Raw genomic sequence first — 26236 nt, 5'->3', positions numbered from 1 at the left:
CTCTCAATCAAAAGGGACGCGCCCCTCCACGGACGGAGGGGCGGTCCGGTCACGATGATGCGTGATCTTGTACGTCAGCGGGATTCGGCGAGTGCCTTGGTGAACTCCTCCGCAATCTGATCACCGCCATCAGTCTTCCACTTCTTGACGGCCGACGCCCATGCGGAGATCGGCTTGCGGCCGGTGATGATGTCCTCCGCGACGTCGTCGAGCGCCTCGTTGATCTGCGGGCCCTTGCGGCGATCGGTCTCCGAATACATGCCGGTGACCGGGTTGTCGAGGGCGTTCGGGATGATCTCCTTCATCGCGTTGAAGCAGGACTCGGTGCTCTCCTGATCCTCGGGGAGGAAGATCGTCCACGGCCCGTCGGCCTGGTAGGACAGGCCCAGCTGGGTCTCGCTGAAGCCCTTGTCGTTCAGCACCGGCTTGCCGTCTTCCATCTTGTGGTGCACGCCTTCGAGGCCGTACTTGCGGAACAGGTACTCCTGGGTGCCGAACGGCGCGGCCAGGAAGTTCAGGTACGCCAGGATGGTCTCGATCCGGTCCTCGGCGTTCTTGTTGACCGCCACGGTGCCGATGACGTGCCCGCCGAGCCAGGTCGCGCCGACGCCGGAGCCGTCGGCCTTCGGCGGCGGGATGATCGCGATCCGGGTGTCCTCCTGGACCCTGGTCTGCAGGTACGTCTGCCAACCGCTGAAGGTGTCCAGCACCAGCGGGCTGGAGCCGTTGTTGAACCGGACCTTCATGTCCTGGTTCTGACCCGAGTAGGCATCCGGATGGATGTAGCCCGCCTTCCAGAGCTGGTTCAAGATCTCGAACACGGCCTCGTGCGCCTCGTGCTCGCGGAAGTTGACCAGCTTGCCGCCCTCTTCGGCCCAGCCGTTGGGCATCGCGAACATGTTCCGGACGTACTGCGTCGGCGCGGTCGCCAGGGCGAACCGGTTCTTCCGCTTGTCGCTCAGCGACTTGCACAGTTCGATGAAGTCGTCGGAACTCTTGACCTCGGCCTTCAGCCCCTGGGCCTCCAGCATGTCCTCGCGGCTGTAGAGAACACTGGAACTGATCGCGCCGCGCGGAATCGGAATCGCGTAGATCTTGCCGCCGAAGATGCAGGAGTTCCAGCCGGCCTCGGGCAGGTTCGCCAGGAACGGGTACTTCTTGATGTTGTCGCCGGACAGGTGCGGCGTGAGGTCGACCGCCTTCGCCGCCAGCATCTGCGGGACCTGCGGAATGCCGCCCACCATGAAGATGTCGCCGAGCTTGTTCCCGGCCACCGCGGTGGCGAACTTCTGGGTGTAGTCGACCGACGGGGTGAGGCTCACCGTGATCGGCGAGCCGGCCTGCTTGTTCAGCTCCTGCCAGAACGTGTTCTGCTCCAGCTTGGGCGGGATCGGCGTGTTCGTGTACGTGGTCACCGAGATCGGCTTGCCGTCGCCCGGCGGTTCCGTGATCGCGTCGACCGGGGCCTCCGGGTACTTCAGGAATGCGTTCGGGATGTTGAACTCGGCGCCGGAGAGGTCCGGCTTCACGCCCTCGTACGGGACGTAGACGGGCCGGACCTGGGTCCGCGTCGCCTCGTCGTTGTTGCCGGTGGCGCCGCCGCGGCCCTCGTTCGAGCAGCCGACGACGCCGGCCATGCCGAGCGCCGCGCCGCCGGCGAGGATCGCCCGGCGGCTCAGCCGTGAATCAGGAGTCTTCATTGTCTCTTTGCCTTTCGGTTCTATGAGCGAGGGCATTCAGCCCTTCACGGCTCCGGTCAACACACCCTTGGCGAAGTGGCGCTGGATGAACGGGTACACGCACAGGATCGGAATGATCGAAATCATCAGAATGGCCATTTGGATCGAGGTCTGCGGGGGCAGGATCTCCTGCCCGACGCCGAGGTCCTGACCGCCGATCTCGACCCCGTTGACGACATAGGTGCGCAGCACCAACTGCAGCGGCCACAGGCTGCTGTCGTCGAGATAGAGCAGGGCGCTGAAGAAGCTGTTCCAGTAACCGACGCCATAGAAGAGGCCGATCACCGCCACCACGGCCTTCGACAGCGGCAGGCCGATGTGCCAGAACAGTTTCCACTCCGTCGCGCCGTCGATGCGTGCCGAGTCGATGACCTCGCCCGGCAGACCGACGAAGAACGCCCGGACGACGATCACGTTGAACGCACTCACACAGGTCGGCACGATGACCGCCCACAAGGTGTCCAGCAGGCCGAACTGCTGAACGGTGAGGTACATCGGGATCAGGCCCGGATTGAACAGCAGGCTGACCAGGACCAGCAGCAGCAGTGCCTTGTTGCCGATCGTCCCGCGCCGGCTCAGCGCCCAGCCGAGGGTGCAGGTGAGCAGCAGCGCGATCGCGGTGCCGACCGTCGTGATGAAGGTGCTGACCAGCAGCGCCTGGGTCACCGTGCCGCCGGCGAAGATCGACCGGTACGCCGACAGGTCGATCCCCTGGGTCGGGAAGAGGACGAAGCCGCCGGAGCCGACCACCTCCTCCGGCTTGGCCAGGCTGGTCGAGATCACCCCGATGAACGGGAACACGACCAGGCCACAGATCACGAAGAGGAAGATCGCCTTGATCACCCGCTCGGGCATCCGCGGCATCACCATGCCGCCGACGAGCACCTGACGTCGTTTCCCTTGTGCACGAGCGGGCCGTGCAGCAGTGAGCTGGCTCATCCCTTGTACACCCCCTCTTCGCCGAACTTGTGCGCGATCTTGTTGGCCAGCAGGACCAGGGTCAGCGCGACCACGCTCTTCACCAGGCCGACCGCGGCCGAGACGCCCCAGTTCCCGCCGATGATCCCGTTGTTGTAGACGTACGTATCGAGGACCTCACTCGCATCCACCCCGACCGCCGACTGCTGCAGGATGATCTGCTCGAAGCCGACCGTCAGCGAGTCACCCAGCTTCAAGATCAACAGCAGGATGATGATCGGTTTCAGGCCGGGCAGCGTGACGTGCCAGGTCTGCCGCCAGCGACCCGCCCCGTCCACCGCCGACGCCTCGTACAGCGAACGGTCGATCTGGGACAGCACGGCGAGGAACAGGATGGTCGCCCACCCGGTGTCCTTCCACATCACCTGCGAGGTCAGCAGTGCCCGGAACGCCTCGACGTTCCCGATGATGTTGATCGCCTCGAGGCCGTTCATCCGCAACCAGTTGTTGATCATGCCGGTGCCGCCCAACACCTGCTGGAAGACCGCGACCACGATCACCCACGACATGAAGTGCGGTACGTAGATGATGCTCTGCACCAACTGGCGGAGCCGGTTGGAGAGCAGGCTGTGCAGGACCAGCGCCACGACGATGGGCGCCGGGAACACGATCACGGTCTGGATCGCGGTCAGGATCAGCGTGTTCTGGACCGCGTTCAGGAACGCCGGGTCGCCACTGGCGATGATCTTGAAGTTCTCGAAACCGACCCAGAGACTCTGCTCGACGCCGAGGTAGGGCTGGTAGTCCTGGAAGGCGATGACATTGCCCCACAAGGGGTAGTACTGGAACGCCAGAATGATCAACATTCCCGGAATCGCCAACAGCAGAACCGGATAGTCGCGCCGTAATCGCGTGAAGACGGAGAGTCTCCGTATTTGATGCGGGGGTTCCGCTATCGCCTCCGGCCCGCGTGTTCGACGGGCCGGACGGGCGAGATCGACCTCGGTCACGAACGCTCCTTTGGGTCGGCCGGCAAAAAGTGATCGATCCACTTTCTGACCGGGAGGCTAATCGTGGCCGGACCGGTGCGTCAAGGCTGTGGCCAACGGTTGCCATGGTTTGCCATGGATCGTTGCGGACCGGTGTCCTAACCCTGGGTTCACGCCCGGAAACCCATGACAACAAAGGGCTCCAACGACGTTCCGAGGCCACTCAAGAGGCCGCCGACCGGCGGTCCGAGTCCGCGGTCCGAGGGTTGATGAGGCCAGTCCGCGGACTGGTCCGGTCGGCCGGTCCGGAATCTGTGCGTGCATTTCCCGTACGCGATGTCGAATTTCTTCGGATTCTCGTACGATCGGTGGATCGATCACTTTCTGGGTCACGGATAGGGCGAAAGATTCTCAACGAATGACGCCGTTGGTTCCGCATAATCGACAGAACTCCTGTCCACCCAGTGATACTGTGGCTCGGCATGCGGGTGGCACGAGGAGGACACTGTGGCGGCTTCAGGGCTGAATAGGCCGGCGACGATCCATCAGGTGGCCCGGCTCGCCGGCGTCTCCCACACGACGGTCTCCCGGTACCTGGCGGACAAGGAGAGCCTGAAGCCGACCACCCGGGTCAAGGTGGACTTCGCCGTGAAGGCACTGGACTACCGGCCGAACCTGGTGGCCCGCTCGATGCGGACCCGGCGGACGAACCGGCTCGCGATCGTGCTCCCCTCCGGCCCGAACCACTTCCCGGGCCGGCTGCTGGCGGCGGCATCCGAGACCGCACACCAGGCCGGGTACCAGGTCGAGATGGTCAGCGTCGAAGGCAGTGTGCGGGCCCGCTCGGCCAGGATCCTCGACCTGGCCCGGTCGGGTCAGGTCGAAGGCATCCTGTCCATCTCCTCGATCGACGTGCGCGGCCGGGCCTCCTCCGAGGTGCCGATCGTGGCCACCGGCACCTACGACGACAACCTCCGCGGCCTGGGCGAGCTCGCCGACGCGACCGAGATCCGGGAGATCATCGAACATCTCGCGGGGCTCGGCCACCGGGTCTTCTTCCACGTGGCCGGACCGTCGACCTTCGCCTCGGCGCGGAACCGGAAGCGCGTCTATCTCGAGACCATCGAGCGGATGGGCCTGCGCTCGGTCGGCGTCCACGACGGCAACTGGTCCGCGCAGTCGGGGTTCGACGGGATCACCGGCCTCCCGGACGACTGCGGTGTGACCGCCGTCGTCGCGGGCAACGACGTCGTCGCGATGGGCGTGATCCGCGGCGCCCGGTCCCGCGGCTGGGAGGTGCCGCGCGATCTCAGTGTGTTCGGCTGGGACGACCTCGAGATCGCCCGCTTCACCACCCCGTCACTGTCCACCGTCGCGGTGGACCGGGAGGCCCAGGGCCGCGACGGGATCCGCAGGCTGCTCGCCGAGATCCGCGGCGAACCCGCGCCCCAGCCGACCACCAACACGATCAACAGGATCATGTACCGCGAATCCACCGCCCCACCCCCACCCGCACCACCCCAACCCCGCTGACTCGGCACAAAAGCAGGCGTTTCTGCGGCGTGTCGCTGCACGAGTGCCCAGTCGATGAGAAGCAGGGACGGGAGGCGGGTCGGGATCAGGCGGCGGATTTGATCTTGTACCGGTGCAGCCTGGTGCCCGGGAAGCGCCAGGAGTGGACGGCGTCGGTCACGGTCCAGACCAGGCGTGGGCTGGACCAGGACTGGGACGGCTTGTTGATCACCCAGCCGTCGCCGAGGGTCACCACGGCGTGGCCGAGTTCGCCGTTCTCGGTCCAGACCAGGACGGTGCCCGGTTCGTGATCATGACCGGTCCCCCGCACCGGTTCGGTCGCCTCGTCCAGCCAGGCCTGGAACGGCTCCCGGACGACCCGTACGGTCTCGGTGCCGGGCACCCCGGCCGCGGCGAGGACGTTGCCGAAGCAGTTCGGCCCGGAGCCGGCCGCCTCGAAGGTGCCGGCCAGCCGTTCCGCCTCGGGCAGCAGCCGGCGGGCCGCGCGCCAGACGTCGGCCGGCACCGCCTCGTGGCTGCTCGGCCGGACGCCCGCCTCGATCCACCGGAACATCGGCTCGTCGCCCTCCCGGGCGAGTTCCGTCGGCCACAGCAGCCGGGCGGACTTCGGCCGCATCGTCCGGCGCCGGGCCGCCAGCAGGGCTCGTCGGCTCCGGCCGGGCAGCGCCGCGAACTCCGTCTCGTCGAACCAGGTCCAGCTGCCGCCGTACAGGAAGAACGTGTCCCGCCACTCGGCGGTCGGCTCTCCCTTCTGCACCGGCAGGTCGCCCGCGACCTTCGGGTCGGCCAGGTCGAGCGGGAAGGCCTGCCGAGCGGGCGCGAACCAGTCCCGCCAGCGCCGGACCAGGGCGTCGTCGACCGCGATGCCGAGCACCTCGCGCAGAGTCACCCGGCCCAGCCTTCCGTACGGCCGCGGTCGCCGCGAACCCCTTTTCGGGCGGGCCAGCCGTGGGCTCGCGTACCGCATCGGACAGGATGGGGCCATGGCGAACTTTCGGGCGACGACGGGTGACGGCCGGGTCATCGAGGAGATCACACCGGAGGCCCTGCGGCCGTTGCTCGCGGCCGGCACCGGCTCCGTGATCATGGAAGGACCGGACGGCCGGGCCGCACAGGCCGAGGCCGGCGACGACGGCCGCTGGTTGATCAAGCTCACCGGAGGTCCGGACGGGCCGAAGGAGTCGGCGACCGTGCCGAACGGCGATGCGGCGTTCGACGCGCTGCGGTCCTGGGCGGCCGACGACGACTGGTGGCGCGAGGCCTTCAGCTGGACCCCGCTGCCGTGACCGTACGGCTGATCGCCACCGACCTGGACGGCACCCTGCTCCGCGACGACCTGTCGGTGAGCCCGCGGACCAGGCGTGCCCTGGACGCCGTACGCGCCGCCGGGATCGAGGTCGTCCCGGTCTCCGCCCGACAGCCGCGGGGCATCCGGATGATCGCCGAGCAGGCTGGGTTCACCGGGTGGGCGCTCGGCGGCAACGGTGCCCAGTGCCAGCACCTGACCACCCGCGAGGTGCTGTTCGAGGCCCACGTCGACGTCGCGGTGCAGCAGGCGGTCGCCGCCCAGCTGGCCGAACGGTTGCCCGGCGTCCTGTTCGTGAGCGTACGGTCCGGCGGCGAGGTGTTCATCGCCCAGGACGGGTACGCCGAGCTGGCCCACTTCGAAGATCACAAACGCGACCCGGCGACGATGGGCCGGCACGACCTGGCCGCCGTCCTCGCGGAGCCGAGCCTGAAGTTCATCGTCCGGCATCCGGACCGGCTTCCGGCCGAGTTGATCATGGACGTCCGCGCGCTCGGCCTGGACGGCTTCGCCGTCACCCACTCCGGCGCCCCGTTCGTGGAGATCCTCGCCGAAGGGGTCAACAAAGCCTGGGCCGTCGCGAAGCTCAGTGATCATCTCGGCATCGACCGCGCCGAGGTGCTGGCCTTCGGCGACGCACCGAACGACGCCGAACTGCTGGCCTGGGCCGGCCGCGGCGTCGCCATGGCGAATGCCCATCCGGAGGCCCGGGCCGCAGCCACCGAGGTCACCGTGAGCAACCAGGACGACGGGGTCGCGATGATCTTGGAACGATTGCTCGACGACGCCGGCTGAGGCGGCGGCTCAACCGTCGAAGACGCGGGTCAGCTCCCACCGGTCGCGGGGCTGGGCGTGCAGTTCCGGATAGACCGCCGCGATCTTGGCCGGGTCGAACGCGGTGCCCGGCTCGACCACGTCGGTGACGATGATCGACGCGACGTGGATCCCGGCCGGGCCGTACTCGGCGGCCAGCAGCTCGGCATAGACCCGGGCCGCGGCCTTGCCCAGGGACAGGCTGGTGTACTCGGCCTTCACCGCCGGCATCCCGCTGGTGATCAGGATGCTGCCGCTGCCGCGCTCGGCCATCGCCGGCCCGAGGTGGGTTGCCGCGGTGGCGAGGCCGACCACGTTGACGTCGAGGGTGGCCAGCAGCTCGGCCGAGGACAGCTCGCCGACTCGGTCGGCCCGCAGCCGGGCGGCGTTGTAGATGATCACGTCCGGCACGCCGTGGGTGGCGACCGCGCGGTCCAGCGCGGACAGCAGCCCGGCCTCGTCGGTGCTGTCCGCGCGCAGCCCGAGTACGGCGCCGCCGTGGGCGCGGACCGCGGCCGTGGTCTCGTCCACCGTCTCGGCCGAGCGGGCGATCACCGTGACCGCCCAGCCGTCGGCGGCGAAGCGTTGGGCCACGGCCCGGCCGATCCCGGGTCCGGCGCCGATCACGAGGGCAGAGGGTACGGGCACGGCTGGGCCGCCTTTCGAGTCGGGGCGTGATTCCGTCTCGGCAACCCGGAGCACCTCGGCTTGTATTCCGGGGCGGGCCGGCGTCTCAGCCGTCGGGAAACAGCTGGCCGGCCAGCCGGACGGCCTGGGCCCGGTCCCGCAACTGCAGCTTGGCGAACAGGTTGTTGATGTGGGTCTTCACGGTGGCGACGCTGACGTACAGCTCGTCGGCGATCTCGGCGTTGTTGCGCCCGTCGCCGATCAGGCGGAACACCTCGCGTTCCCGTCCGGTCAGCTCGGCCAGCCGCGGGTCGGCGCCGGCGGCGGGCTCGGCCGCCCCGGGCTGCCAGCCGGACAGCAGGCGGGCGGTGACGGCGGGCGCGAAGGTCGCCTGACCGCGGGCGACCGATCGGAGGGCTGCGGCCAGGTCGTCCCGGGACGCGTCCTTGGTCAGGTAGCCGCGGGCGCCGGCGCGTAGCGCGTCGCCGATCGAGGCGTCGTCGTCGTACGTGGTCAGCACCAGGACCGCCGTCTCCGGCCGCTCGGCGAGGATCCGGGCGGTCGCCGCGGCACCGTCGAGGACCGGCATCCGGAGGTCCATCAGCACCACGTCGGGCCGGTGCTCCGCGGCCAGCGCCACCGCCTGCGCGCCGTCGCCACCGGCCGCGACGACGGTGACGCCGTCCAGCAGCGACAGGACCGTGACCAGTCCGTCCCGGACGATGTCTTGATCATCGACGACGATCACCCGGATCGGCGGCTCCGTCATGCGTTGTCCTCCATCCACTCGGCCGACACCACCCAGCGGTCGCCGCGCGGGCCGGCGGTCAGGGTGCCGCCGATCTCCGCGATCCGCTGCCGCATCCCCGGTACGCCGAGTCCGCCTCCGGTGCCCGCCAGTTCATGATCATGATCCGGCTTCAGGGCGTTGATCAACTCGAGCCGTACCTGGTCGCCGAAGATCACCGTGATCACCGAACGGCTCCCGGCGGCGTGCTTGTTGATGTTGGTCAGCCCCTCCCGGCAGACCGCGGCGAACGCGGCGGCGACCGGTTCCGGCACCGGCCGCGGCTCCCCGACCACGTCGAACTCCACGCCGAGCTGGATCCCGACCGGACCACGGGCCAGGGCGTTGAGCCGGTCCACCAGGTCGACGTCGGCAGCACCGGCGTCCGGCGCGGTCGCGTCGCCGGCCCGGAGTTCCCGGACGGCGAGCCGTGCCTCGCGCAGCCCCTCCACGGCGAGCCGGCGTGAGGTACGGACCCGTTCCGCCGCACCCTCCGGGTCCCGGCCGTCCGCCAGCAGCGCGTCCGCGGCGTCGAGCTGGACGACCAGCCCGCCGAGCGAGTGGGCGAGCACGTCGTGCACCTCGCGGGCGATCCGGTTGCGTTCCTCGAGCGCGGCCGCGCGGGCCGCTTCGACCCGGGTGCGCTCGGTCTGGGCGAGCACCTCGAGGCTCCGCTCCTCCAGCTGGCGGCTGCGCTCGACCAGTTCCCGCTCCTGCCGACGGCGCAGGATCCGCTGCCGGCGGCTGTAGCCCAGCACGCCGACCATGATCACGAGTCCGGCGGTCCAGAGCGGCTCCCGCTGATCCGGTCCGGGCAGCGCGGCCTCCGCGACGATGACCACGCCGGCCAGGGTGACCAGCGGAACCGCCGCCCGGAGCGGGATCGCGGGCCGGCCGATCAGATGGAACGCGGCGAACCCGTACAGCACCCAGGCGATCGCCGCGATCTCGTAGCACAGCGCGGCCCCGGCGAACAGCGCGACCGCGAGGATGATCACTCGCACCCGTACCGGGGCGAACCGTTCGACGAGCACGTAGCCGGCCGACGCAACCAGGCCGACGATTCCGGCGATCATGGTCGGGACCGAGCGGAGCAGCCCGCCGGAGGCGACGAAGGCGTACCCGATCGCGATCACGAACGCCAGCCGGACCAGCGTGCCGAGCGGTTCCTCCCAGCGGGAGTCCGCTCGTACGCTGTCGGAGCCGATCACGCCCACCGACCTTACCCTCAGCCGACTCGGACCGGCTCCGGCAGCCGGGCCACCCGGCGGGTGACGATGATCGCCTGGATCCCCTTGACGATCGCCACCATCACGTAGATCAACGGGGTGCTCGCGGCCAGCTCGGCACCGGTGGAGTGGGCCAGCGCGGCCATCCCGATCCGGAACGCGATGAAGCCGAACCAGACCAGGAGGCCGAGCCAGGTCAGCCGGAACCTGGCCCCTCCGCCGGTCCGTTCGATGTGGGTCAGCCGACCCATCACCAGACCGCCGATCACGGCGACCGCCGACTCCAGCAGGATGCTCAGCACGTCGATCGCGTCGGGCTGCAGGGCCCCCAGCGCGCCGGCCGACTGGACCACGTTGAACACCGCCAGCCCGATCAGGATCACCGGGATCAGCATCAGCCGCCGCGGATCGACCGGCTGCCAACGCAACTGCCGGTACGAGATGAAGATCAAGAACGCGACACCGAGGAGGACGGAGATCACAGTCGACATGACGAGGACACCCTTTCCGATCAAGGAATTCGATGTCTCGAGTCTCGAAGAATCCACCCCGATCCCCCACCGCCCGCAGGTGGAGATCCAGGTGGAGATCCCTCCACCCCGCACTCCGAAGGAATCCGATGCGACACACCCCTGTCCGCCGATCGGCGCACAGGTCGCGACTCCGGAAGAGGAGCGCGACGCCCGAGCACGGAGGAGAGTCGCTCGCCGACTGGAACTGCCGCGGACCAGAACGGCGGCGGACTGGAGCGATAGGAGTGGGCGGACGGGCTGCGCTCGGGAGGCGTGGACTGAACCGACCGAACCGCATCAGCGCACGGTCAGGCGGGCGGAACGATCATGATCAACGCTCGGCTGAAGACCGTTTCCCCCGCACTGCGGCCCAAGTCGAGGTGGGGTCCAGGGGCTTGGGGATGGGTGCGCGGACGTGGATGGGCCTGGCGGGAGGCCGCATCGCAGTATGGCGGCAGCGGCACCCAGACCATCGCGGCCGGATGGTTGTCCGCGCACCCATCCCCAAGCCCCTGGACCCCGCCGCGACACCAAGCCCTCGCACTTCGACAAGCTCAGTGCGCGTACCTGCTGGGCCTCAGTGCGCAGCCTCATGCCAGGAGCGGCCAAGACCGACAGAGACGTCCAACGGGACGCTCAGGTCGACGGCGTGGCTCATCTTGTCCTCGACCAGGGCCATGGCGGCGTCGCGTTCGCCCGGGGCGACCTCGAAGACGAGTTCGTCGTGCACCTGGAGCAGCATCCGGCTCTGCAGACCTTGATCATTGAGGGCCTGCTCGACGTCCAGCATCGCGATCTTGATGATGTCGGCGGCGGAGCCCTGGATCGGGGCGTTCAGCGCCATCCGTTCCGCCATCTCGCGGCGCTGCCGGTTGCTGCTGGTCAGATCCGGCAGGTAGCGGCGGCGGCCGAGCAGGGTCGCGGTGTATTCGGTCCGCCGAGCCTCGTCGACCAGGGACCGCAGATAGTCGCGGACCCCGCCGAACCGCTCGAAGTACTCGTCCATCAGGCCCTTGGCCTCGGACACCTCGATGCCCAGCTGCCCGCTCAGCCCGAACGCGCTCAGCCCGTACGCCAGGCCGTAGTTCATCGCCTTGATCTTGGCCCGCTCGGCCTGGTTGACCGAGTCCGGCTCCACCCCGAACACGCGGGCGGCGGTGACGGTGTGGAAGTCGGCACCGGACTTGAACGCGTCGATCAGGCTCTCGTCGCCGCTGGCGTGCGCCATGATCCGCATCTCGATCTGCGAGTAGTCGGCGGTCAGCAGCGTTTCGTACCCCTCACCGACGACGAACGCCTCCCGGATCCGGCGGCCTTCCTCGGTCCGGATCGGGATGTTCTGCAGGTTGGGCTCGGTGCTGGACAGCCGGCCGGTGGCGGCGATCGTCTGCCCGTAGGTGGTGTGGATCCGGCCGTCGTCGGAGACCGACTTGAGCAGGCCCTCGACGGTCTGCCGGAGCCGGGTCGCGTCCCGGTGCAGCAGCAACTGGGCCAGGAACGGGTGCTCGGTCTTCACGTACAGCTGCTGCAGGGCGTCCGCGTCCGTCGTGTAGCCGGTCCGGGTGCGCCGGGTCTTCGGCATCTTCAGCTCGTCGAAGAGCACCGTCTGCAGCTGCTTCGGCGAACCGAGATTGATCTGCTTGCCGAGGATCGAGAAGGCCTCCTCGGCGGCGGTCGCCACCTTGGCGCCGAACTCGCCCTCCAACCGCTCCAGGTGGTCGACGTCGACCGCGACGCCGGTCTGCTCCATCCGGGCCAGGGTCCGCTGCAGCGGCAGCTCGACCTCGCGGAGCAGCATCGTCTCGTTGCGCTGCTCCACCTCCGCGTCCAGCGCGTTGGCCAGGTCGATCACCGCGTGGGCCCTGATCATCGCCGCGTTGGCCGCCGACTCGGCACCCGAGTCGTCGTCGCCGAAGTCCAGCGTCAACTGGTCGTCCGGCTCCGCGGCCGCGTCCTCGGCCCGCAGCTCGCGCTTCAGGTAGCGCAGGGTCAGGTCGGCCAGGTCGAAGGTGCGCTGGTCGGGCCGGATCAGGTAGGCCGCCAACTGGGAGTCCGAGGTGAGCCCGGCCAGCTCCCAGCCGCGGGACCAGATCGCCAGCAGCGGTCCCTTGGCGTCGTGGATCGCCTTCGGCCGGTCCGGGTCGGCCAGCCAGGCCGCCAGCGCCGCGTCGTCGGCGGGGTCGAGCTCGGTCACGTCCAGATAGGCCGCGGCGCCGTCGCCGGCCGCCAGCGCGATCGCGCGCAGGTCGCCGCGGCCCGCCGACCACTGCCCGATCAGGTCGACGCCGGTCCGCTCGCCGGTCGCGTGCTCGGCCAGCCAGCCGGTCAGCGCTCCGGGCGCCAGCCGTTCGCCCTCGACCTCGAAGCCGCCCTCCGGCGCGGTCTCCTCGGCCGGCAATGACTCCAGCAGCCGGTCCCGGAGCACCCGGAACTCCAGCCCGTCGAACAGCTGGTGGGTCGCCTCCCGGTCCCAGTCGCGGCGCAGCAGGTCGGTCACCGTGATCGGCAGCTCGACGTCGGTGACCAGCGCGTTGACCTGCCGGTTGCGCCGGACGTCCTCGATCTGCTCCCGGAACGACTCCGCCGCCTTGCCCTTGATCTCGCCGGCGTGGACGAACAGGTTTTCCAGGCCGTCGTAGTTCTCCAGCCACTTCGCCGCGGTCTTCGGGCCGACGCCCGGCACGCCCGGCAGGTTGTCGCTGGTCTCCCCGACCAGCGCGGCCAGCTCGGGGTAGCGCTGCGGGGACACGAAGTATTTGTCCTGGACCGCCTCCGGCGTCATCCGGGCCAGGTCGGAGACCCCCTTGCGCGGATAGAGCACGGTCACCCGGTCCGACACCAGCTGCAGCGCGTCCCGGTCACCGGTGCAGATCAGCACGTCGAAGCCCTCGGCCTCGGCCTGCTTGGCCAGGGTCGCGATGATGTCGTCGGCCTCGAAGCCCTCCTTGTCGACGTGGGCGATGTTGAGGGCGTTCAGCACCTCCTTGACCAGGTCGACCTGGCCCCGGAACTCGTCCGGCGAGGTGCTCCGGTTCGCCTTGTATTCGGTGTAGAGCTCGGACCGGAACGTCTTCCGGGACACGTCGAAGGCCACCCCGAGATGGGTCGGCTGCTCGTCCCGCAGGACGTTGATCAACATCGAGGTGAAGCCGAAGACGCCGTTGGTGTGCTGGCCCGTCTTGGTGCTGAAATTCTCCACCGGCAGGGCGAAGAACGCCCGGTAGGCGACCGAATGGCCGTCGATCAGCAACAGGCGCGGGCGCTCGCCCGCCTCGGCGGGGGCGGGCGCTGCGGGTTCGGTGGTGGTCGACACGGGGCCGACTCTAGCGACAACCTCCGACAGTCAGCGCCGGCGCGGCCGAGTGCGGCCGGCGAGCCGGGTCCGCGGACCGTTCCGGGCCACCCTTCGGTACGGGCTCGGAGGCCCCACCGGGCTAGGTAGCACCCTGATCCCGACGTGGCCCGCGCGGTCGGGAATCGTCCAGGCCCGGCAACGCGACCACCCGATCGGCCGCCGCGATCGTGTCCGGCCGGTGCGCGATCAGCAGGGTCGCGCGGTCGGCGGAACGCCGGAGGAATTCCATGATCACCAGATCGGCGTCCGGGTCGAGGGACGCGGTGGCCTCATCGAGGACCAGCACCCGGGGGTCCCGGAGCAGCGCCCGGGCGAGCGCGACCCGGGCCCGCTGACCGCCGGACAGCCCGCCGCCGTGTTCGCCGATCGGGGTGTCCAGTCCGAGGGGCAGCGCGCTCCCCGGATCGAGCAGACCCGCGGCCCGGGCCGCGCTGTTGATCATGTCCTCGGTCGCGCCGGGCTCCCCCAGGAGGAGGTTGGACCGGACCGTGCCGCGCAGCAGCGGCGAGGACTGCGGCACGGCCGCGACGGCGGCTCGGAACTCGCCGTCGGGCAGCCTGCGGAGGTCGGTCCCGTCGAGGAGGATGCTGCCGGAATCGGGATCCCACAGCCGCAGCGCGAGCCGGGCGGCAGTGGTCTTCCCGGCACCGGACGGGCCGGTCAGCGCGACCGTCTCGCCCGGCCGGACGTGCAGGGTGAACCGGTCGAGGACGGGCCGCCCGGGCTCGTACGAGAAGGACACCTGGTCGAACCTGAGCCCGACCCCGGTTCCATGATCACGGGTTCCATGATCACGGAGGCCAAGATCACGGATTCCATGATCACCAGCTTCATGATCATGGACCGCGGGCGGCTCGTCCAGGACCTCGGAGATCCGGGCCGCCGCGGCGCGCAGGGTGCCCGCGTTGCGGAGCAGGTCGGCGATCTGCGCGGCGGGACCGAGACCGGCGACGGCGACCGCGACCGCAAGCGGGATGTCGGCCGGCGGGATGCCGGTACGGTCGATGACGACGATCAGGATGGCGCCGAGGGCGGCCAGGGCGAGGGTGACCTCGGCGATGCCGCGTTCGGCGCCGAGCCGCGACGCCTCCCGTACCTGAAGCCGAGCCAGGGTCCGGGTGTCCTCGGTCAGCCGGTCCAGCCGCCCGCCGAGCGCCTGAGCGCCGGTGAGTTCCCGCAGTCCGCGGACGATGTCGAGCAGGTCGGCGCGCAGGGTGGCGGCCCCGGCGGCGAGCCGCTCCCCGTCACGCCGGGCCCGGGCGCCGGTGAGCAGCGGGACGACGATCCCAATCACGAGCAGTGGCAGCCAGACGAGCAGCAGGAGCGGGTTCAGCGAGGCCGACACCGCGACACCGATCAACAGGATCAGCAGGGCGCTGAGGGCCTGCGCCGCCGTGTGCGCGTACAGCCATTCGAGGGTCTCGATGTCGGCCATCACGGTGGTGGCGAGGTCGCCGCTGCGATGCTGCCGGCGGCGCGACGGCAGGGCCCGCCGCAATGCGTCGAAGACCCGGCCGCGCAGATCGCCGATGATGCGGTACGCCAGGTCGTGCGAGACCCAGGATTCCCGCCAGGCCGCGAGCGCGGCGACCACCGCGAGCCCGGCCAGGACCACCCAGGGCACCGGTACGGCCTCGCCTGCGACGGCGTGCCCGACGGCGAAGGCCAGTCCGAGCGAGATCCCGAGTACGGCGAGCTGCGTGACGACGCTCCAGAGCACGGTCTCGGCGAACAGGACCCGGCGGGTGGCGATGACCGGCAGCAGCCGGAGGACGGTCCTCATCGGGCTCGCTCCGACGCCGGGATCCGCGCTGGCGGCGGGCCGTCGCCGCCGTCCGCGATCCGCCCGTGGTCGAGCGCGATCCACCGGGTGGCGTGCGCGCACGCGGTCTCGCGGTGGGCGATCAGGACCTTCGTCCGGCCGGGGGTTGCCGCGGCGACGGCGTCCATGACACGCCGCTCGGTGTCGAGGTCCAGGGCGGAGGTGACCTCGTCGAACACGAGCACCGGAGCGGTCGACAGCAGGGCCCGGGCGATGGCCAACCGCTGCCGCTGCCCGCCGGAGAGCTGCTCGCCGTTCTCGGCCAGTACGGTCTCGTAGCCGTCGGGTAGAGCGCGGATGACCTCCTCCAGCTGAGCGGTTTCGGCGGCGTGCTCGAGCTCGGCGTCGGTCGCATCGGGCCGGTACAGCCGCAGGTTGTCGCGGACGGACCAGGCGAAGAGCACCGGGTCCTGCGGCACCACGACGACGCTGCGACTGCGGGCCTGGTCGGTGTAATCGCGCAGTTCCGTACCGTCGAGGCAGAGCCGGCCCGACGCCGGGTCGACGTCCCGCTCCAGCAACCGGGCCAGGGTGCTCTTGCCGGATCCCGAGCGCCCGACGACGGCGACCGTCTCCCCCGCGGCGATCCGCAGGGTCAGGCCGACGACGCCGCGATCGGTGCCGGGATAGCGATAGCTGACCTCCTCGACCTCGACCACTCCGCGCCGCGCCGGCTGAGTCCGGGTCCCGTCGGCGGTCACGGCGGGCGTCCGGGAGAGCAGCCGGTCCAGCCCGTCGACCGCGGTCAGGCCGAGGTAGCCGGCGTGCCAGTTCGCGCCGAGGTCCTGCACCGGCCGGAAGCACTCGCGGGCCAGGAGCAGGACGGTGACCGCCGCAGCGGCGCCGGGACTGCCGCCGACGACACCGATCACCGCCGCGACCACGGCCAGGACCGTGCCGAGGTGTACGGCCAGCCCGCTCAACCCGGTCTCCACCAGCGACAGCCTCAGCTGGGCCATGGTCGAGCGGCGCAGGCCCTCGGCGTCGTCGGCCAGCCGGCCCGCAGTACGGCCGGCGGCGCCGAAGGTCCGCAGCAACGGGACGTGTTGCAGGGCCTCGACGTAGTCCGAGGACAGCCGGGCGAACCGGGCCCAGCGACGTCGCCCGTTCCGCAGCAGCCGGGCGTCCCAGGCCCGCGGCGCGATCACCGCGATCGCCGCGGCGACGGCGAGCACCAGCCCGGCCGTACCGGAGTACGTGGCGGTCAGGGCGACGACCGCCGCGGGCACGACGAGAACGACGAGCAGCTGCGGCAGGTAGCGGGTGTAGTAGGCGTCCAGGCCCTCGACCCCGTCGATCACGGTGGCGGCGGCCTGCCCGGAATCCCGCTCGGCGGCGGGCACCGCGGACAGCCGGTCCAGCAGCCGCCGGCGGAGCCGGATCCGGACCGTCGCGCCGACCCGGGCGGCGACGGGCTCGCGGACCCAGACCAGCAGGCCGCGGGCCAGGGTCACCGCGGCCAGGGTCGCGAGCGCCGGCCACGGGTCGCCCGTACCGCGGACGAGGGCGGCGATCACCGATCCGGCGGTGATCGCGAAGGCGATCTGCAGCGCCGCGATGACGATCCCGATCGCGGCGAGCCCGAGGACGGCGCCGGGGACGGCGCCCGCGAGCTGCAGGAGGCGTCGATGGATCACGGCTCAGAAGGCGTCCGGGTAGAGCCGTTCGGCGATCCGCCGGACGGCCGAGATGTTGCCGAGCGTCCCCGGGAAGACGTCGGCCGTCGAGACCGCGATCAGCCGGTCCTCGCGGACGGCCGGCAGGTCCGGGAACGTCGTGGTGAGGTACTTCCGGGTCGCGGCCTCGTGCTGCTCGTCGTACACGGCGAACACCAGCGCCTCCGGCTGCTCGGCGGCCAGCGACTCCGGGGTGATCGTGGCCGCGAAGAACTCGGCGAACGCCGGCTGGTCGGGCGTGTAGACGCTGTCGGCGCCGGCCTGGCGCAGGATGTCGTACTCGACGCCGGCACCGATCGCCTGCAGCGTCGTCCCGTCCACGTACACCTGGGCGACCCGCAGCCGGTCCACCCCGGACAGCGCGGTCGCGACCTGATCCAGCTCGGCCTGGCTGGACGACACGAGTTCGGCGGCGGCGTCCTCGACCCGGAAGATCGCGCCGAGGTTCTCCAGGTCGGTGAACAGGTCCCGGACCTCGCCGGTCATCCGGCGCTCCTGGCAGCCGCCGCCCGCGACGTAGACGGCGGCGCCCGCCTGCTCGAGCTGTTCGATGCTGGCGAAGCCCTGCTCCGCGGTGAATTCGTAGGTGGTCGGCGAGTACACGAAGTCCGGTTCGACGGCCAGCAGGTCCTCCCGGCTCGGCGGCTTCACGTCACCGATGACGGGGATGTCCTTCGCCAGCGGGGCGATGTCGGCCGGCAGCGCCTGCGCCTTCGCCTGGGCCTGCCCGGCCAGTCGATCCGCCAGGCCGAGCCGCAGCAGGAGTTCGGTCTGGGCCGGGTGCAGGCCGACCGCGGCTGCGGGGACGCCGTCGGCGACGACCTCACGGCCGCAGTTCGTCAGCGTCACCGCCGCGGCGGAGCCGCTCGGTGCCGAGGTGGGCGTCACGGACGATCCGCAGCCGGTCAGGAACAGGGTCCCGGCGGCGAGTACGGCAGCGGCGCGGACGGAGAGGCGGGAGATGATCATGGATGGGCGTGGCTTTCTGTGCGGAGCGCCGGCCCGTCGGAATCGGGTCCGGCCGGGATCGGGGCGAGCCGGCGGAAGGCGAAGACCGGCTCCGCGGGCCCACCCAGGACACGGACCTCGACCTCGAAGGTGGCCCGGATCAGCTCCGGCGTGAGCACCCGGGTCGGCGGTCCGTCGGCGACGAGGTGGCCGGCCGAGAGCACGGCGACCCGGTCGCAGTACTGGGTCGCGAGGTTCAGGTCGTGCAGCGCGGCGATCACCGTACGGCCGAGGCCCCGGACGGTGCTCATCAACTCGTGCTGGTGGCTGATGTCGAGGTGGTTGCTGGGTTCGTCCAGCACCAGCACCGGACTCTCCTGGGCCAGCGCCCGGGCGAGCATGACCCGCTGCCGCTGCCCGCCGGAGAGGGTCGCGACCATGCGGTCGGCGAGGTCGGTGATCTCGGCCCGGCGCATCGCCTCCGCGACGATCCGCAGGTCGGCCGCGGAGTCGCGCCCGAAGGAGGAGTGGTGCGGCGCGCGGCCGAGCAGCACCGTCTCCAGGACGCTCAGGTCGAAGTCGGTCGGCGGGTCCTGGAGCATCACCGCGACGGCGCGGGCCGCCTGCCGGCCGGTCAGCTTCCGTACGTCCCGGCCGTCGATCCGCACCGTGCCCAGCCGCGGGGTCAGGACCCGGTAGAGGGTACGCAGGAGCGAGGACTTCCCGCTGCCGTTCGGGCCGAGCACGCCGACCACCGTGCCCGGTTCGACCACCAGCGAGGCCTGCCGGACCACGTCCCGGCCGCCGAGGGAGACGGTGACCCCGTCGAACTCCACCCTCATCGCCCGAACCCCGCCCGGTCGGCGCCGTCGCGCCGCATCAGCCACAGGAAGAACGGGGCGCCCACGAAGGCGGTCAGGATGCCCAACGGGATCTCGGTGGGGGCCGCGACCGTACGCGCCAGCAGGTCGGCGATGATCAGGAACGCGGCCCCGCCGAGCAGTGTCACCGGAATCAGCCGACGGTGGTCCGCGCCGACCGCGATCCGCGCGACATGGGGCACGACCAGGCCGACGAACCCGATCCCGCCGGCGACCGAGACGACCGTGCCGGTCAGCAGCGACGCCACGACGAGCAGCAAGCCACGCAGCCGGGACGCGTTGACGCCCAGCGACACGGCCGACTCGTCGCCGGTCATCAAGGCGTTCAGCGATCTCGCCAGCAGGGCGGCGACCAGCGCGGCGACCACCACCGCGATCGCCGGGCCGAGCAGGCTCCCCATCGTCGCCGCCGACACGCTCCCGAGCAGGAAGAACAGCACGCTGACGACGTTCTGCGCATCCGTGGAGATGGTCAGGTAGCTGGTCACCGCACTCAGCAGGGTGCCCAGCGCCACGCCCGCGAGAATCATCCGCGTCGGTGACAGCGCCCCGCGCTTCCGGGCCAGCGCCCACACGCACCCGCACGCGGCCAGGGCACCGCCGAAGGCGGCCAGGTTCAGCGACAGGCCGCCCAGCACCGCCGAGCCGAAGACGATCACCAGCACCGCGCCGACGCTCGCGCCGGAGGACACGCCCAGGATGTACGGCTCCGCGAGCGGGTTGCGCACCGTGACCTGCATCAGGGCCCCGGCCAGCGCGAGCCCGGCGCCGGCCAGCCCGGCCAGCAGGGCCCGCGGCAGCCGGAACTGCCAGACCGCCTGATCCTGCAACGGTGTCAGCGATCCGTCCGACATCCACGGCATCCCCGGCAGCAGATGCCCGACCACGAGCCGGGCCGCCTGGCCAGGGCTCACCGACACCGATCCGATCGCACCCGAGATCACGATCAGCACCATGATCAACACCGTCAGCGCGACGCACAGCAGCGCGGTCCGGCGAGCCAGCCGGCCACGAAGATCACCCGCCCTGCGCGACTCGAGCGAGGGCACAGCGGCGTCCATGATCACGCGTCGAAACGTTACTGATAATGATTCTCATCTGCAAATTCTGTCCCCCGGGTCAGCGCCCGGCCCAGCAACCGCCCGGGAGCTGCCATCGGCCGTGGTTACCCTTCAGGAATGACCGCTGCGCTGCCCGACTGGGCGACCTCCTTGACCAGTGCGCTGGACACCGCCATGGGACTGGAACTCCTCGAGGCCTCGGCCGACCGGGTGGTCGGCCGGATGCCGGTGACCGGCAACACCCAGCCGTACGGGCTCTGGCACGGCGGCGCCTCCTGCGTACTGGCCGAGACCCTCGCCTCGATCGGCGCGTCGGCACACGGCCTGCCCGACAAGATCGCCGTCGGGGTCGACCTCAACGCTACCCACCACAAGGCGGTCCGCGAGGGCTGGGTGACCGGGACCGCGACCCCGGTGCACCGCGGGTCCCGGGTCGCCACCTACGAGGTCGTCCTGGTCGACGACCGCGACGTCCGGATCTGCACCGCGCGGGTCACCTGCCAGCTGATCCCCCGGCCGACCGGCGGCGGGTCATGAGACCCAGGACCGCGGCCTGGCTGCTCGCCCTGCTCGCCGTACCGGCGAATCTGGCGATGCTCTTCGTCGGCTTCGCGTACAACTTCCAGTTGAGCCGCTCCGACGAGGCGATGGCGGAAGCCACCAAGGGCAAGTTCATCGGACTGATCGCCCTGATCGGGTTGGTCGCCGCGATCGTCGGGCTGATCGTCGGCCGACGACCCGGCGACTCGATCCGGCGGGCCTGGCTGGCGACCGGGATCGCCCTCGGCTGCGTCCTGGTCGGCATCGTGATCACGGCCGCCGTACCGCCGCACGGTCTTTAGGCCCAGGGGCCCACCGAGGTTGGGCCTCCGGGCTCAAGCGCCCGGCCCGTGACCCGGCCTAAGGTCGCACCATGATCAACTCTCGGGTACGAGCAGCCGCTGCGGGTCGGCCTCAGGCCGCTCGCATCCTTGAGCACGTCGGCGTGATCGCCCTCGCAGTCGCCCTGATGGTCGGCATCGCGATCGCCGGCTGGGGCACCGAACTCCGGGCGCTGACCGGGCAGGTGATCTGCACGGTCACCCCGCAGCCGGACTGTGCTCCGGCACCGTCGCTCCCCCGTTCGCGCTAACCTGCTGCGTGCCGCCGTCCGGCGGCGCCCGCCCGTGATCATGGAGCCGACGTTGAACCAGCGCAGCTCAGCCGTCGCCCTCGCCGGGATCGCCGTCGTCGGCAACCTCGTCATGCTCGTCGTCGCGTTCTTCACCGGATTCCACATCTGGTCCTCGCCCGCATCCTTGATCAACTCTGCGAAGGCCCAGGCCATCTGCTGGGCGGCCGTTCCCGGCCTGTTGATCGGAGTGGCCGCCCTGGTGGTCAGCCTGGTCCGACTCGCCCGGTCCCGGCGTAACCGGCTCGGACTCGTGCTCGCGGTGCTCGCCGCCGCTCTGTTCGTCACAGCCTTGATCATCTCCGTCGTGCTGCCGACGGCCACCGGAATCGGCTCCGATCCGTGGGGCTGAATCTGGCCCGTGGACCCAGGCCGGTTGGCTCCCCAGGCTCACGACCTCCGGCAGACCACCCGCCTGGCGCTCGACCATGATCAAGCGTCACCTCCCCTGGGCACTCGCCGCGGGATTGATCGCGTGGATCGTGATCCCCGAACCCTACTGATCATGAGATCGGCTGGGTCCTGAGACCCAGTCCAGGTGGGTCCGCGGACTCAATCGTCGAACCATTCCTGCGGCCTAGGGTTCGATCATGATCAACTGGGGGCGAGGCCCAGGCGCCTGTCGCGACCGCCGCGACCGAGGCCAGGGAACGCTCGAATACATTGGGACGCTCGCCCTGGTGGCCTTGTTGATCATCGCCGTTGTGGCAGCGGCTCTGCACTTCCAGGCGGGTCCCTTCGTCGCCCGCGCCATCTGTGCGATCGCGCAGCAGCCGACCTGTCAGGTCGGGACCGGTGAAACGCCCTACGAACGCGCTCGCTCCGGCCGCTATCTGGCGATGGGCGACAGCTTCGCGTCCGGCGAGGGTGCTTGGGACTACGACGAAGGCACCGACTTCGACGACCGGGACGACCCGTGGCCATTCAACAACGGCGAAGAGGATCACAACCGGTGCCGCCGGTCCAAGCATGCGTACGCGAGGCTGCTGGCCGACGGCAACGACTTCGCCGGCGGCAGCCGGTTCGTGGCCTGTTCCGGCGCGCTGATCGACGATTTCTACCAACCCAACCACAAGGAGACCGACGAGGATCCGCAGCTCGAGGCTCTGGGCGAGGACGTCTCGTTGATCACCCTGTCGGTGGGCGGCAACAACCTCGGCTTCGCGGGTGTGCTCATCGACTGCGTCACCAGCAACCTCAAGGCGGGGCTGACCGGTCGCTGCCAGGAGCACCAGGATGCAGCGATCAAGGAGCGGATGCCCCAGGTGCGCGCCGACCTGGTCCAGCTCTATCGACGGCTCCGCCAAGAGGCTCCGAACGCCCGCATCATTGTCGTCGGATATCCGGCCCTGTTCGAAGAGAAGCCGGACCCGAGCCTGCGCAACGTGCTGTCGGCTCCCGACCAGCGCTGGATGAACGAGGTCGCGGCCACGTTCAACGGCACCGTCGCCTCGGCGGCGTGGGAGGCGGGCGTGGAGTACGTCGATCCGTCGGCAGCCTTCCGCGGCCACGGATTGGGCAGCGACGACCCGTGGTTCAACGACCTCATCCCCAAGGGTCCCGGCGCCATGGTGGCCGACCCCAGCTCCTTCCATCCCAGCGCCGACGGCCATGCCGCCTTTGCCAGATTGGTCCAGCAGCAGCTTGAGAATCCTCAATAGGCGGGCGGAAGGAATGACGATGCGGACTGCGACCTGGCGAGGTGGCCGCCGATGCCGGGCGCTGCCCATGATCATCTTCGTGTCGAACGACCTGGCCGGCAAGCCCGACGAGGCTGCGTTGCGGCAGGCGATCCACGCACTGCCGGAGTGAGACGCCTCCATCACACCGGCCCACCCCTGGGCCCGTGGACCCAGAGGCGTTGGGGCCGCGGGCTCAGGCGATCCGCGCCGGGACGCCGTACGGTTGCCGCATGGGTCTCCATCGCGGAGCGACCGCCGGCCGGGCCGGTGGCGTGTTGATCATGCTCTTCGCCGGGCTGTTCGCACTCGCCGGCTCCGGTTGCCAGCCGGCTCCAGCAGAGCCGGGTCTGCGGCCGGAACCGCAGGACTACGTGATCTCGGTCGAGGACCTGCCGAAGGGTTGGCGGACGAGCAACGATGCCCAGGGCGGCTACCGCACCCAGGTCTGCGGGGTGGACCTGGAGCCGACGGCGCCGGCTGCCAAGGCCAGTGTCCGGTTCTCGATGGGCCCGTTCGGCCCGTTCCTCCAGCAGTACGTCCGCAGCTACACCGACGGCTCCGCCGAGCGCTTGATGACCGGACTGTCCGAAGCTGTGGAGGGCTGCACGTCCTACGTCGCGACCGGGACGAAGGGGACGAAGAGCGAGACGTTCCGGATCACCCCGCTGAACCCGGCGCCGGCCGGATCGGAGGCCGTCACCTGGCGCCAGGTGCCGGAGTCCAATCCGGGATTGATCACCGACCTGGCGTTCTTCCGTCGCGGTGACACGGTGATCGCGTTCCTCTCCTACAGCCTCCGCGACGAACCCGATCCGGCCGTGCTGGAGCGGGCGATCAGCGCCGTGCCGAGGTAGCACCACAGCCGTCAGCCGCCAGCTGGGCCCGTGGACCCAGTCAGGTTGGGCCCGCGGACTCAAGCGCCGAACAGCTCCAAGATCATAGCCTCAGACCATGATCGACAGGCGGCGTCGGACCGGAGCGGGAAAGGACCGCGGCGTCGGTGCTCTCGAGTACATCGGTGCCATCGGGATCGCGTGCCTGCTGATCGTGACGGTTGTTCTGGCCGGCCTGCCCGCCCAGATCCACCAGGTGGCGACCGAGGCGATCTGCAAGATCATCCAGCAGCCGGGGTGCGCCGGCCAACTGGCGCTGACGCCGTACCAGCAGGCCTTGGCCGGCAAGTACGTCGCGATGGGCGACAGCTTCGCCTCCGGTGAAGGCGCCTGGGACTACGAGGACGGCACCAACTTCGACGACCGGGACGACCTGTGGCCGTTCAACGACGACGAGGAAGATCACAACCGGTGCCACCGGTCGGAGAACGCGTACTCGCAGATCCTGGCGGCGGACAACGACTTCGCCGGCGGCGACGGCTTCGTCGCCTGTTCGGGCGCGGTGATCGACGACTTCAACGATCCCAACGGCGCCAACACCGATGAGAAGGCACAGCTGGACGCGCTGGACGAGAACACGTCACTGGTCACGCTGTCGGTCGGCGGCAATGATCTCGGCTTCGCCGACGTGATCACCGACTGCGTCCTCAACGGCGAGAGCGGGGTCGGCTTCATCGACAGCTGCCAGGAGAAGCACGACAAGCGGATCGAACGACGCCTCCCCCGACTGAAGCAGGAGCTGATCACCCTCTACCAGAAGGCGAAGCAGAAGGCGCCCAACGCCCGGATCGTCGTCGTCGGCTACCCGCCCCTGTTCGCCCAGAACCCGAAGGACGACTACGGCAACCTGCTGTTCGGCGAAGATCAGAAATGGATGAACGAGAAGGCCGGTGACCTCAACCAGATCCTTGCCGAGGCGGCGCACGAGTCCGGGGTCGAGTTCGTCGATCCGACCGACGCCTTCAAGGGGCACGGTCTCGGCACCGACGACCCCTGGTTCAACGACCTGAACTGGGGCGGCCCGGGCATGATGCCGGTCGATCCGAGCAGCTTCCATCCCAACGCCAAGGGGCACGCGGCCTTCGCCAAGCTGATCCAGGATCAGCTCGAGAACCCCGGTTCATGATCACGGCGGATCGCCAGCACTCCGCCGACCTCGATCCCCCACTCGGCCATCGCGCCGGCGCCGGCCTCGATCGTCGCGCTCGCCCGCAACCGCGGCCAGGTGCCGCCGATCCACGGCTGCAAGGTCTTGACCAAGATCACCCGGCCGGAGTTGTCGACGACTGCGACGTCGATCGGGTAACGCATCCCGATCATGTGGACCGACGGGCAGCGGGTGATCCACAGCGCCCCGACCACGGAGTCGGTGCCGAGCAGGCCGCGCTGCCGGGTCCGGTAGGTCTCGGCGACCGCCAGCGGGGCGACCTCGACCCCGTCCCGGAGCAGCCGGTGCGGTCCCGGCCCGAAAACCCGATCAGCAGCCATGATCATGATCCTAACCATGGAAGACTGCACGGACACGGGTGATAGGAGGGCGCGATGAGAACGGTGTCGCTGATCACCGCCGCGGTCGTCATGATGATCTTCGCGACCGTCGGGTGTGAGTCGGGGACCAACCCGCCGCCGGGCGATCTTCGCGAGCGGCTGGCCCGCGCCCTGGATCCGGTCGATGCCGAACGCGCGACGTTGGTCCGGGACGAACAACGGACCTCGCTCACCGAGCTGCCGACCGCCTGGCTGCGCGGGTGGCTGATGATCGACGTACTGCATCGCGGCGCGCAGCATCCGCTCCGATTCAACGTCGCGCTGTCCGACGAGGACCGGGCGGTGGTGCTGAACCGCAATCCCGAAGGGTTCAACGAGGTCGTCCGTGACTCGGCGCAGCCGGACGCAGGCCGGGCCGCCGACGTCGCCCGTACGTTCCTCGACACCACCCGCGACTTCCGGAAGTGGGCCTACCGGGTGGAGAGCACCGGGGACATCACATGGTTGCCCAAGCCCGATGCGAGACAGGCCGCCGCCCGGGACGAGTTGATCAAGCGCTTCGCCGACCAGATCCAGCCTCCGGAGCCGCGGCCCGTCGACGCCGGCTGGGCGATGGTGCTGTGGGTCGTCGACGGGACCGAGCTGGCCCGGCACGAGGTCACCGTGGCCGAGGACGGCACCGTCACCTCGATCGCCGCCGTCGTGGCCTCCGCACTACCCGTCCCGGACTCGATCTAGCAGGACGCCGGGCTCGGCGCCGCTGACGCGCCCTTGGGTTAGGCTGCGCCCGACCCCTCGGGACCGGG

At 70.1% G+C, this 26236-nt stretch carries 27 protein-coding genes; 12 read left to right on the top strand and 15 right to left on the bottom strand.

Going from position 1 to position 26236, the window contains the following annotated elements:
* Positions 1-74 precede the first annotated feature (74 nt).
* The 3 genes from ACFQU4_RS27340 to ACFQU4_RS27330 all read right to left on the bottom strand — a co-directional run bounded on the left by ACFQU4_RS27340 (position 75) and on the right by ACFQU4_RS27330 (position 3538).
* Positions 75-1700 carry an extracellular solute-binding protein gene (locus ACFQU4_RS27340; RefSeq protein WP_377498148.1) on the bottom strand — a complete coding sequence of 542 codons (1626 nt, stop codon included), beginning with the start codon at positions 1698-1700 and terminating at the stop codon, positions 75-77.
* A 36-nt stretch (positions 1701-1736) separates the two neighbouring features.
* Positions 1737-2609 carry a carbohydrate ABC transporter permease gene (locus ACFQU4_RS27335; protein ID WP_377498146.1) on the bottom strand — a complete coding sequence of 291 codons (873 nt, stop codon included), beginning with the start codon at positions 2607-2609 and terminating at the stop codon, positions 1737-1739.
* 65 nt (positions 2610-2674) lie between these two features.
* Positions 2675-3538, bottom strand: a complete 864-nt coding sequence (locus tag ACFQU4_RS27330) for an ABC transporter permease (RefSeq protein ID WP_377498144.1) — start codon at positions 3536-3538, stop codon at positions 2675-2677.
* Positions 3539-4153: 615 nt separating this feature from the next.
* On the opposite strand from ACFQU4_RS27330, the gene ACFQU4_RS27325 reads away from it, so the two are divergent.
* Complete coding sequence (locus ACFQU4_RS27325; protein ID WP_377498142.1) at positions 4154-5179, top strand: LacI family DNA-binding transcriptional regulator; 1026 nt, start codon at positions 4154-4156, stop codon at positions 5177-5179.
* Positions 5180-5264: 85 nt separating this feature from the next.
* Here ACFQU4_RS27325 and ACFQU4_RS27320 read toward each other — a convergent pair whose 3' ends face one another.
* Positions 5265-6068, bottom strand: a complete 804-nt coding sequence (locus tag ACFQU4_RS27320) for a hypothetical protein (RefSeq protein WP_377498140.1) — start codon at positions 6066-6068, stop codon at positions 5265-5267.
* Positions 6069-6162: 94 nt separating this feature from the next.
* Between ACFQU4_RS27320 and ACFQU4_RS27315 the strand changes: the two genes are divergently transcribed.
* Together ACFQU4_RS27315 and ACFQU4_RS27310 are read left to right on the top strand one after the other, a co-directional pair.
* Positions 6163-6465, top strand: a complete 303-nt coding sequence (locus ACFQU4_RS27315; RefSeq protein ID WP_377498138.1) for a hypothetical protein — start codon at positions 6163-6165, stop codon at positions 6463-6465.
* Positions 6462-7280, top strand: coding sequence for a Cof-type HAD-IIB family hydrolase (locus tag ACFQU4_RS27310; RefSeq protein WP_377498136.1), 819 nt, complete (start codon positions 6462-6464; stop codon positions 7278-7280). Before ACFQU4_RS27315 ends, ACFQU4_RS27310 begins: the two co-directional genes overlap by 4 nt.
* A 9-nt stretch (positions 7281-7289) precedes the next feature.
* On the opposite strand, the gene ACFQU4_RS27305 is transcribed toward ACFQU4_RS27310, so the two are convergent.
* The 10 genes from ACFQU4_RS27305 to ACFQU4_RS27260 all read right to left on the bottom strand — a co-directional run bounded on the left by ACFQU4_RS27305 (position 7290) and on the right by ACFQU4_RS27260 (position 20196).
* A complete protein-coding gene (locus ACFQU4_RS27305; RefSeq protein WP_377498134.1) occupies positions 7290-7946 on the bottom strand; it encodes an SDR family NAD(P)-dependent oxidoreductase in 657 nt (218 codons plus the stop codon).
* 85 nt (positions 7947-8031) lie between these two features.
* Complete coding sequence (locus tag ACFQU4_RS27300) at positions 8032-8694, bottom strand: response regulator (protein WP_377498132.1); 663 nt, start codon at positions 8692-8694, stop codon at positions 8032-8034.
* Positions 8691-9923 carry a sensor histidine kinase gene (locus tag ACFQU4_RS27295; protein ID WP_377498130.1) on the bottom strand — a complete coding sequence of 411 codons (1233 nt, stop codon included), beginning with the start codon at positions 9921-9923 and terminating at the stop codon, positions 8691-8693. The genes ACFQU4_RS27300 and ACFQU4_RS27295 overlap by 4 nt, the downstream gene beginning before the upstream one ends.
* Positions 9924-9940: 17 nt before the next feature.
* Positions 9941-10432 (bottom strand): hypothetical protein, encoded by a 492-nt coding sequence (locus tag ACFQU4_RS27290; RefSeq protein WP_377498128.1) that lies wholly within the window; start codon positions 10430-10432, stop codon positions 9941-9943.
* A 598-nt stretch (positions 10433-11030) separates the two neighbouring features.
* Positions 11031-13766: a DNA polymerase I gene (gene polA, locus ACFQU4_RS27285; RefSeq protein WP_377498126.1), complete on the bottom strand. Its 2736-nt coding sequence runs from the start codon at positions 13764-13766 to the stop codon at positions 11031-11033.
* A 121-nt stretch (positions 13767-13887) separates the two neighbouring features.
* The gene (locus ACFQU4_RS27280; protein ID WP_377498124.1) at positions 13888-15591 is read right to left on the bottom strand and encodes an ATP-binding cassette domain-containing protein; all 1704 of its coding nucleotides are present in this window, start codon (positions 15589-15591) and stop codon (positions 13888-13890) included.
* Positions 15588-17267: an ABC transporter ATP-binding protein/permease gene (locus ACFQU4_RS27275; protein WP_377498122.1), complete on the bottom strand. Its 1680-nt coding sequence runs from the start codon at positions 17265-17267 to the stop codon at positions 15588-15590. Before ACFQU4_RS27275 ends, ACFQU4_RS27280 begins: the two co-directional genes overlap by 4 nt.
* Before the next feature lie 3 nt (positions 17268-17270).
* Positions 17271-18275, bottom strand: coding sequence for an ABC transporter substrate-binding protein (locus ACFQU4_RS27270; RefSeq protein WP_377498120.1), 1005 nt, complete (start codon positions 18273-18275; stop codon positions 17271-17273).
* Entirely contained in the window at positions 18272-19096 is an 825-nt protein-coding gene (locus ACFQU4_RS27265) for an ABC transporter ATP-binding protein (protein WP_377498118.1), read from the bottom strand. Before ACFQU4_RS27265 ends, ACFQU4_RS27270 begins: the two co-directional genes overlap by 4 nt.
* Positions 19093-20196 (bottom strand): FecCD family ABC transporter permease, encoded by a 1104-nt coding sequence (locus ACFQU4_RS27260; RefSeq protein WP_377498453.1) that lies wholly within the window; start codon positions 20194-20196, stop codon positions 19093-19095. Before ACFQU4_RS27260 ends, ACFQU4_RS27265 begins: the two co-directional genes overlap by 4 nt.
* Before the next feature lie 117 nt (positions 20197-20313).
* On the opposite strand from ACFQU4_RS27260, the gene ACFQU4_RS27255 reads away from it, so the two are divergent.
* From ACFQU4_RS27255 to ACFQU4_RS27220, 8 genes are all read left to right on the top strand, one after another.
* Positions 20314-20733 (top strand): PaaI family thioesterase, encoded by a 420-nt coding sequence (locus ACFQU4_RS27255; protein ID WP_377498116.1) that lies wholly within the window; start codon positions 20314-20316, stop codon positions 20731-20733.
* Positions 20730-21038, top strand: coding sequence for a hypothetical protein (locus ACFQU4_RS27250; RefSeq protein WP_377498114.1), 309 nt, complete (start codon positions 20730-20732; stop codon positions 21036-21038). The genes ACFQU4_RS27255 and ACFQU4_RS27250 overlap by 4 nt, the downstream gene beginning before the upstream one ends.
* A 143-nt stretch (positions 21039-21181) precedes the next feature.
* On the top strand, positions 21182-21328 hold the full coding sequence (locus tag ACFQU4_RS27245; protein WP_377498112.1) for a hypothetical protein: 147 nt from the start codon (positions 21182-21184) through the stop codon (positions 21326-21328).
* A 34-nt stretch (positions 21329-21362) separates the two neighbouring features.
* Complete coding sequence (locus tag ACFQU4_RS27240; protein WP_377498110.1) at positions 21363-21719, top strand: hypothetical protein; 357 nt, start codon at positions 21363-21365, stop codon at positions 21717-21719.
* 238 nt (positions 21720-21957) lie between these two features.
* Positions 21958-23028 (top strand): SGNH/GDSL hydrolase family protein, encoded by a 1071-nt coding sequence (locus tag ACFQU4_RS27235; protein ID WP_377498108.1) that lies wholly within the window; start codon positions 21958-21960, stop codon positions 23026-23028.
* A 19-nt stretch (positions 23029-23047) separates the two neighbouring features.
* The gene (locus ACFQU4_RS27230; RefSeq protein ID WP_377498105.1) at positions 23048-23179 is read left to right on the top strand and encodes a hypothetical protein; all 132 of its coding nucleotides are present in this window, start codon (positions 23048-23050) and stop codon (positions 23177-23179) included.
* A gap of 100 nt (positions 23180-23279) precedes the next feature.
* A complete protein-coding gene (locus ACFQU4_RS27225) occupies positions 23280-23903 on the top strand; it encodes a hypothetical protein (protein WP_377498103.1) in 624 nt (207 codons plus the stop codon).
* A 97-nt stretch (positions 23904-24000) separates the two neighbouring features.
* Positions 24001-25068 (top strand): SGNH/GDSL hydrolase family protein, encoded by a 1068-nt coding sequence (locus ACFQU4_RS27220; protein ID WP_377498101.1) that lies wholly within the window; start codon positions 24001-24003, stop codon positions 25066-25068.
* Here the strand turns inward: ACFQU4_RS27220 and ACFQU4_RS27215 are convergent.
* The gene (locus ACFQU4_RS27215) at positions 25044-25430 is read right to left on the bottom strand and encodes a DUF192 domain-containing protein (protein WP_377498099.1); all 387 of its coding nucleotides are present in this window, start codon (positions 25428-25430) and stop codon (positions 25044-25046) included. The genes ACFQU4_RS27220 and ACFQU4_RS27215 overlap by 25 nt on opposite strands.
* Positions 25431-25484: 54 nt before the next feature.
* Here ACFQU4_RS27215 and ACFQU4_RS27210 point away from each other — a divergent pair, with 54 nt between their 5' ends.
* Positions 25485-26168: a hypothetical protein gene (locus ACFQU4_RS27210; RefSeq protein ID WP_377498097.1), complete on the top strand. Its 684-nt coding sequence runs from the start codon at positions 25485-25487 to the stop codon at positions 26166-26168.
* Positions 26169-26236: the final 68 nt, after the last annotated feature.

Origin of the sequence: Microlunatus sp. GCM10028923 (genome assembly GCF_042666975.1) — a bacterium.
In the GTDB taxonomy this organism is placed as follows: domain Bacteria; phylum Actinomycetota; class Actinomycetes; order Propionibacteriales; family Propionibacteriaceae; genus Microlunatus.
This window is presented reverse-complemented; position numbering and strand designations above follow the sequence as displayed.

Bases quoted from the DNA above. Each gene is read 5' to 3' on its own strand.
- ACFQU4_RS27340 (WP_377498148.1), bottom strand. From the start codon at position 1,700: ATGAAGACTCCTGATTCACGGCTGAGCCGCCGGGCGATCCTCGCCGGC.
- ACFQU4_RS27335 (WP_377498146.1), bottom strand. From the start codon at position 2,609: ATGGTGATGCCGCGGATGCCCGAGCGGGTGATCAAGGCGATCTTCCTC.
- ACFQU4_RS27315 (WP_377498138.1), top strand. From the start codon at position 6,163: ATGGCGAACTTTCGGGCGACGACGGGTGACGGCCGGGTCATCGAGGAG.
- ACFQU4_RS27300 (WP_377498132.1), bottom strand. From the start codon at position 8,694: ATGACGGAGCCGCCGATCCGGGTGATCGTCGTCGATGATCAAGACATC.
- ACFQU4_RS27290 (WP_377498128.1), bottom strand. From the start codon at position 10,432: ATGTCGACTGTGATCTCCGTCCTCCTCGGTGTCGCGTTCTTGATCTTC.
- ACFQU4_RS27280 (WP_377498124.1), bottom strand. From the start codon at position 15,591: ATGAGGACCGTCCTCCGGCTGCTGCCGGTCATCGCCACCCGCCGGGTC.
- ACFQU4_RS27270 (WP_377498120.1), bottom strand. From the start codon at position 18,275: ATGATCATCTCCCGCCTCTCCGTCCGCGCCGCTGCCGTACTCGCCGCC.
- ACFQU4_RS27265 (WP_377498118.1), bottom strand. From the start codon at position 19,096: ATGAGGGTGGAGTTCGACGGGGTCACCGTCTCCCTCGGCGGCCGGGAC.
- ACFQU4_RS27260 (WP_377498453.1), bottom strand. From the start codon at position 20,196: ATGGACGCCGCTGTGCCCTCGCTCGAGTCGCGCAGGGCGGGTGATCTT.
- ACFQU4_RS27255 (WP_377498116.1), top strand. From the start codon at position 20,314: ATGACCGCTGCGCTGCCCGACTGGGCGACCTCCTTGACCAGTGCGCTG.
- ACFQU4_RS27250 (WP_377498114.1), top strand. From the start codon at position 20,730: ATGAGACCCAGGACCGCGGCCTGGCTGCTCGCCCTGCTCGCCGTACCG.
- ACFQU4_RS27235 (WP_377498108.1), top strand. From the start codon at position 21,958: ATGATCAACTGGGGGCGAGGCCCAGGCGCCTGTCGCGACCGCCGCGAC.
- ACFQU4_RS27230 (WP_377498105.1), top strand. From the start codon at position 23,048: ATGCGGACTGCGACCTGGCGAGGTGGCCGCCGATGCCGGGCGCTGCCC.
- ACFQU4_RS27225 (WP_377498103.1), top strand. From the start codon at position 23,280: ATGGGTCTCCATCGCGGAGCGACCGCCGGCCGGGCCGGTGGCGTGTTG.
- ACFQU4_RS27220 (WP_377498101.1), top strand. From the start codon at position 24,001: ATGATCGACAGGCGGCGTCGGACCGGAGCGGGAAAGGACCGCGGCGTC.
- ACFQU4_RS27215 (WP_377498099.1), bottom strand. From the start codon at position 25,430: ATGGCTGCTGATCGGGTTTTCGGGCCGGGACCGCACCGGCTGCTCCGG.
- ACFQU4_RS27210 (WP_377498097.1), top strand. From the start codon at position 25,485: ATGAGAACGGTGTCGCTGATCACCGCCGCGGTCGTCATGATGATCTTC.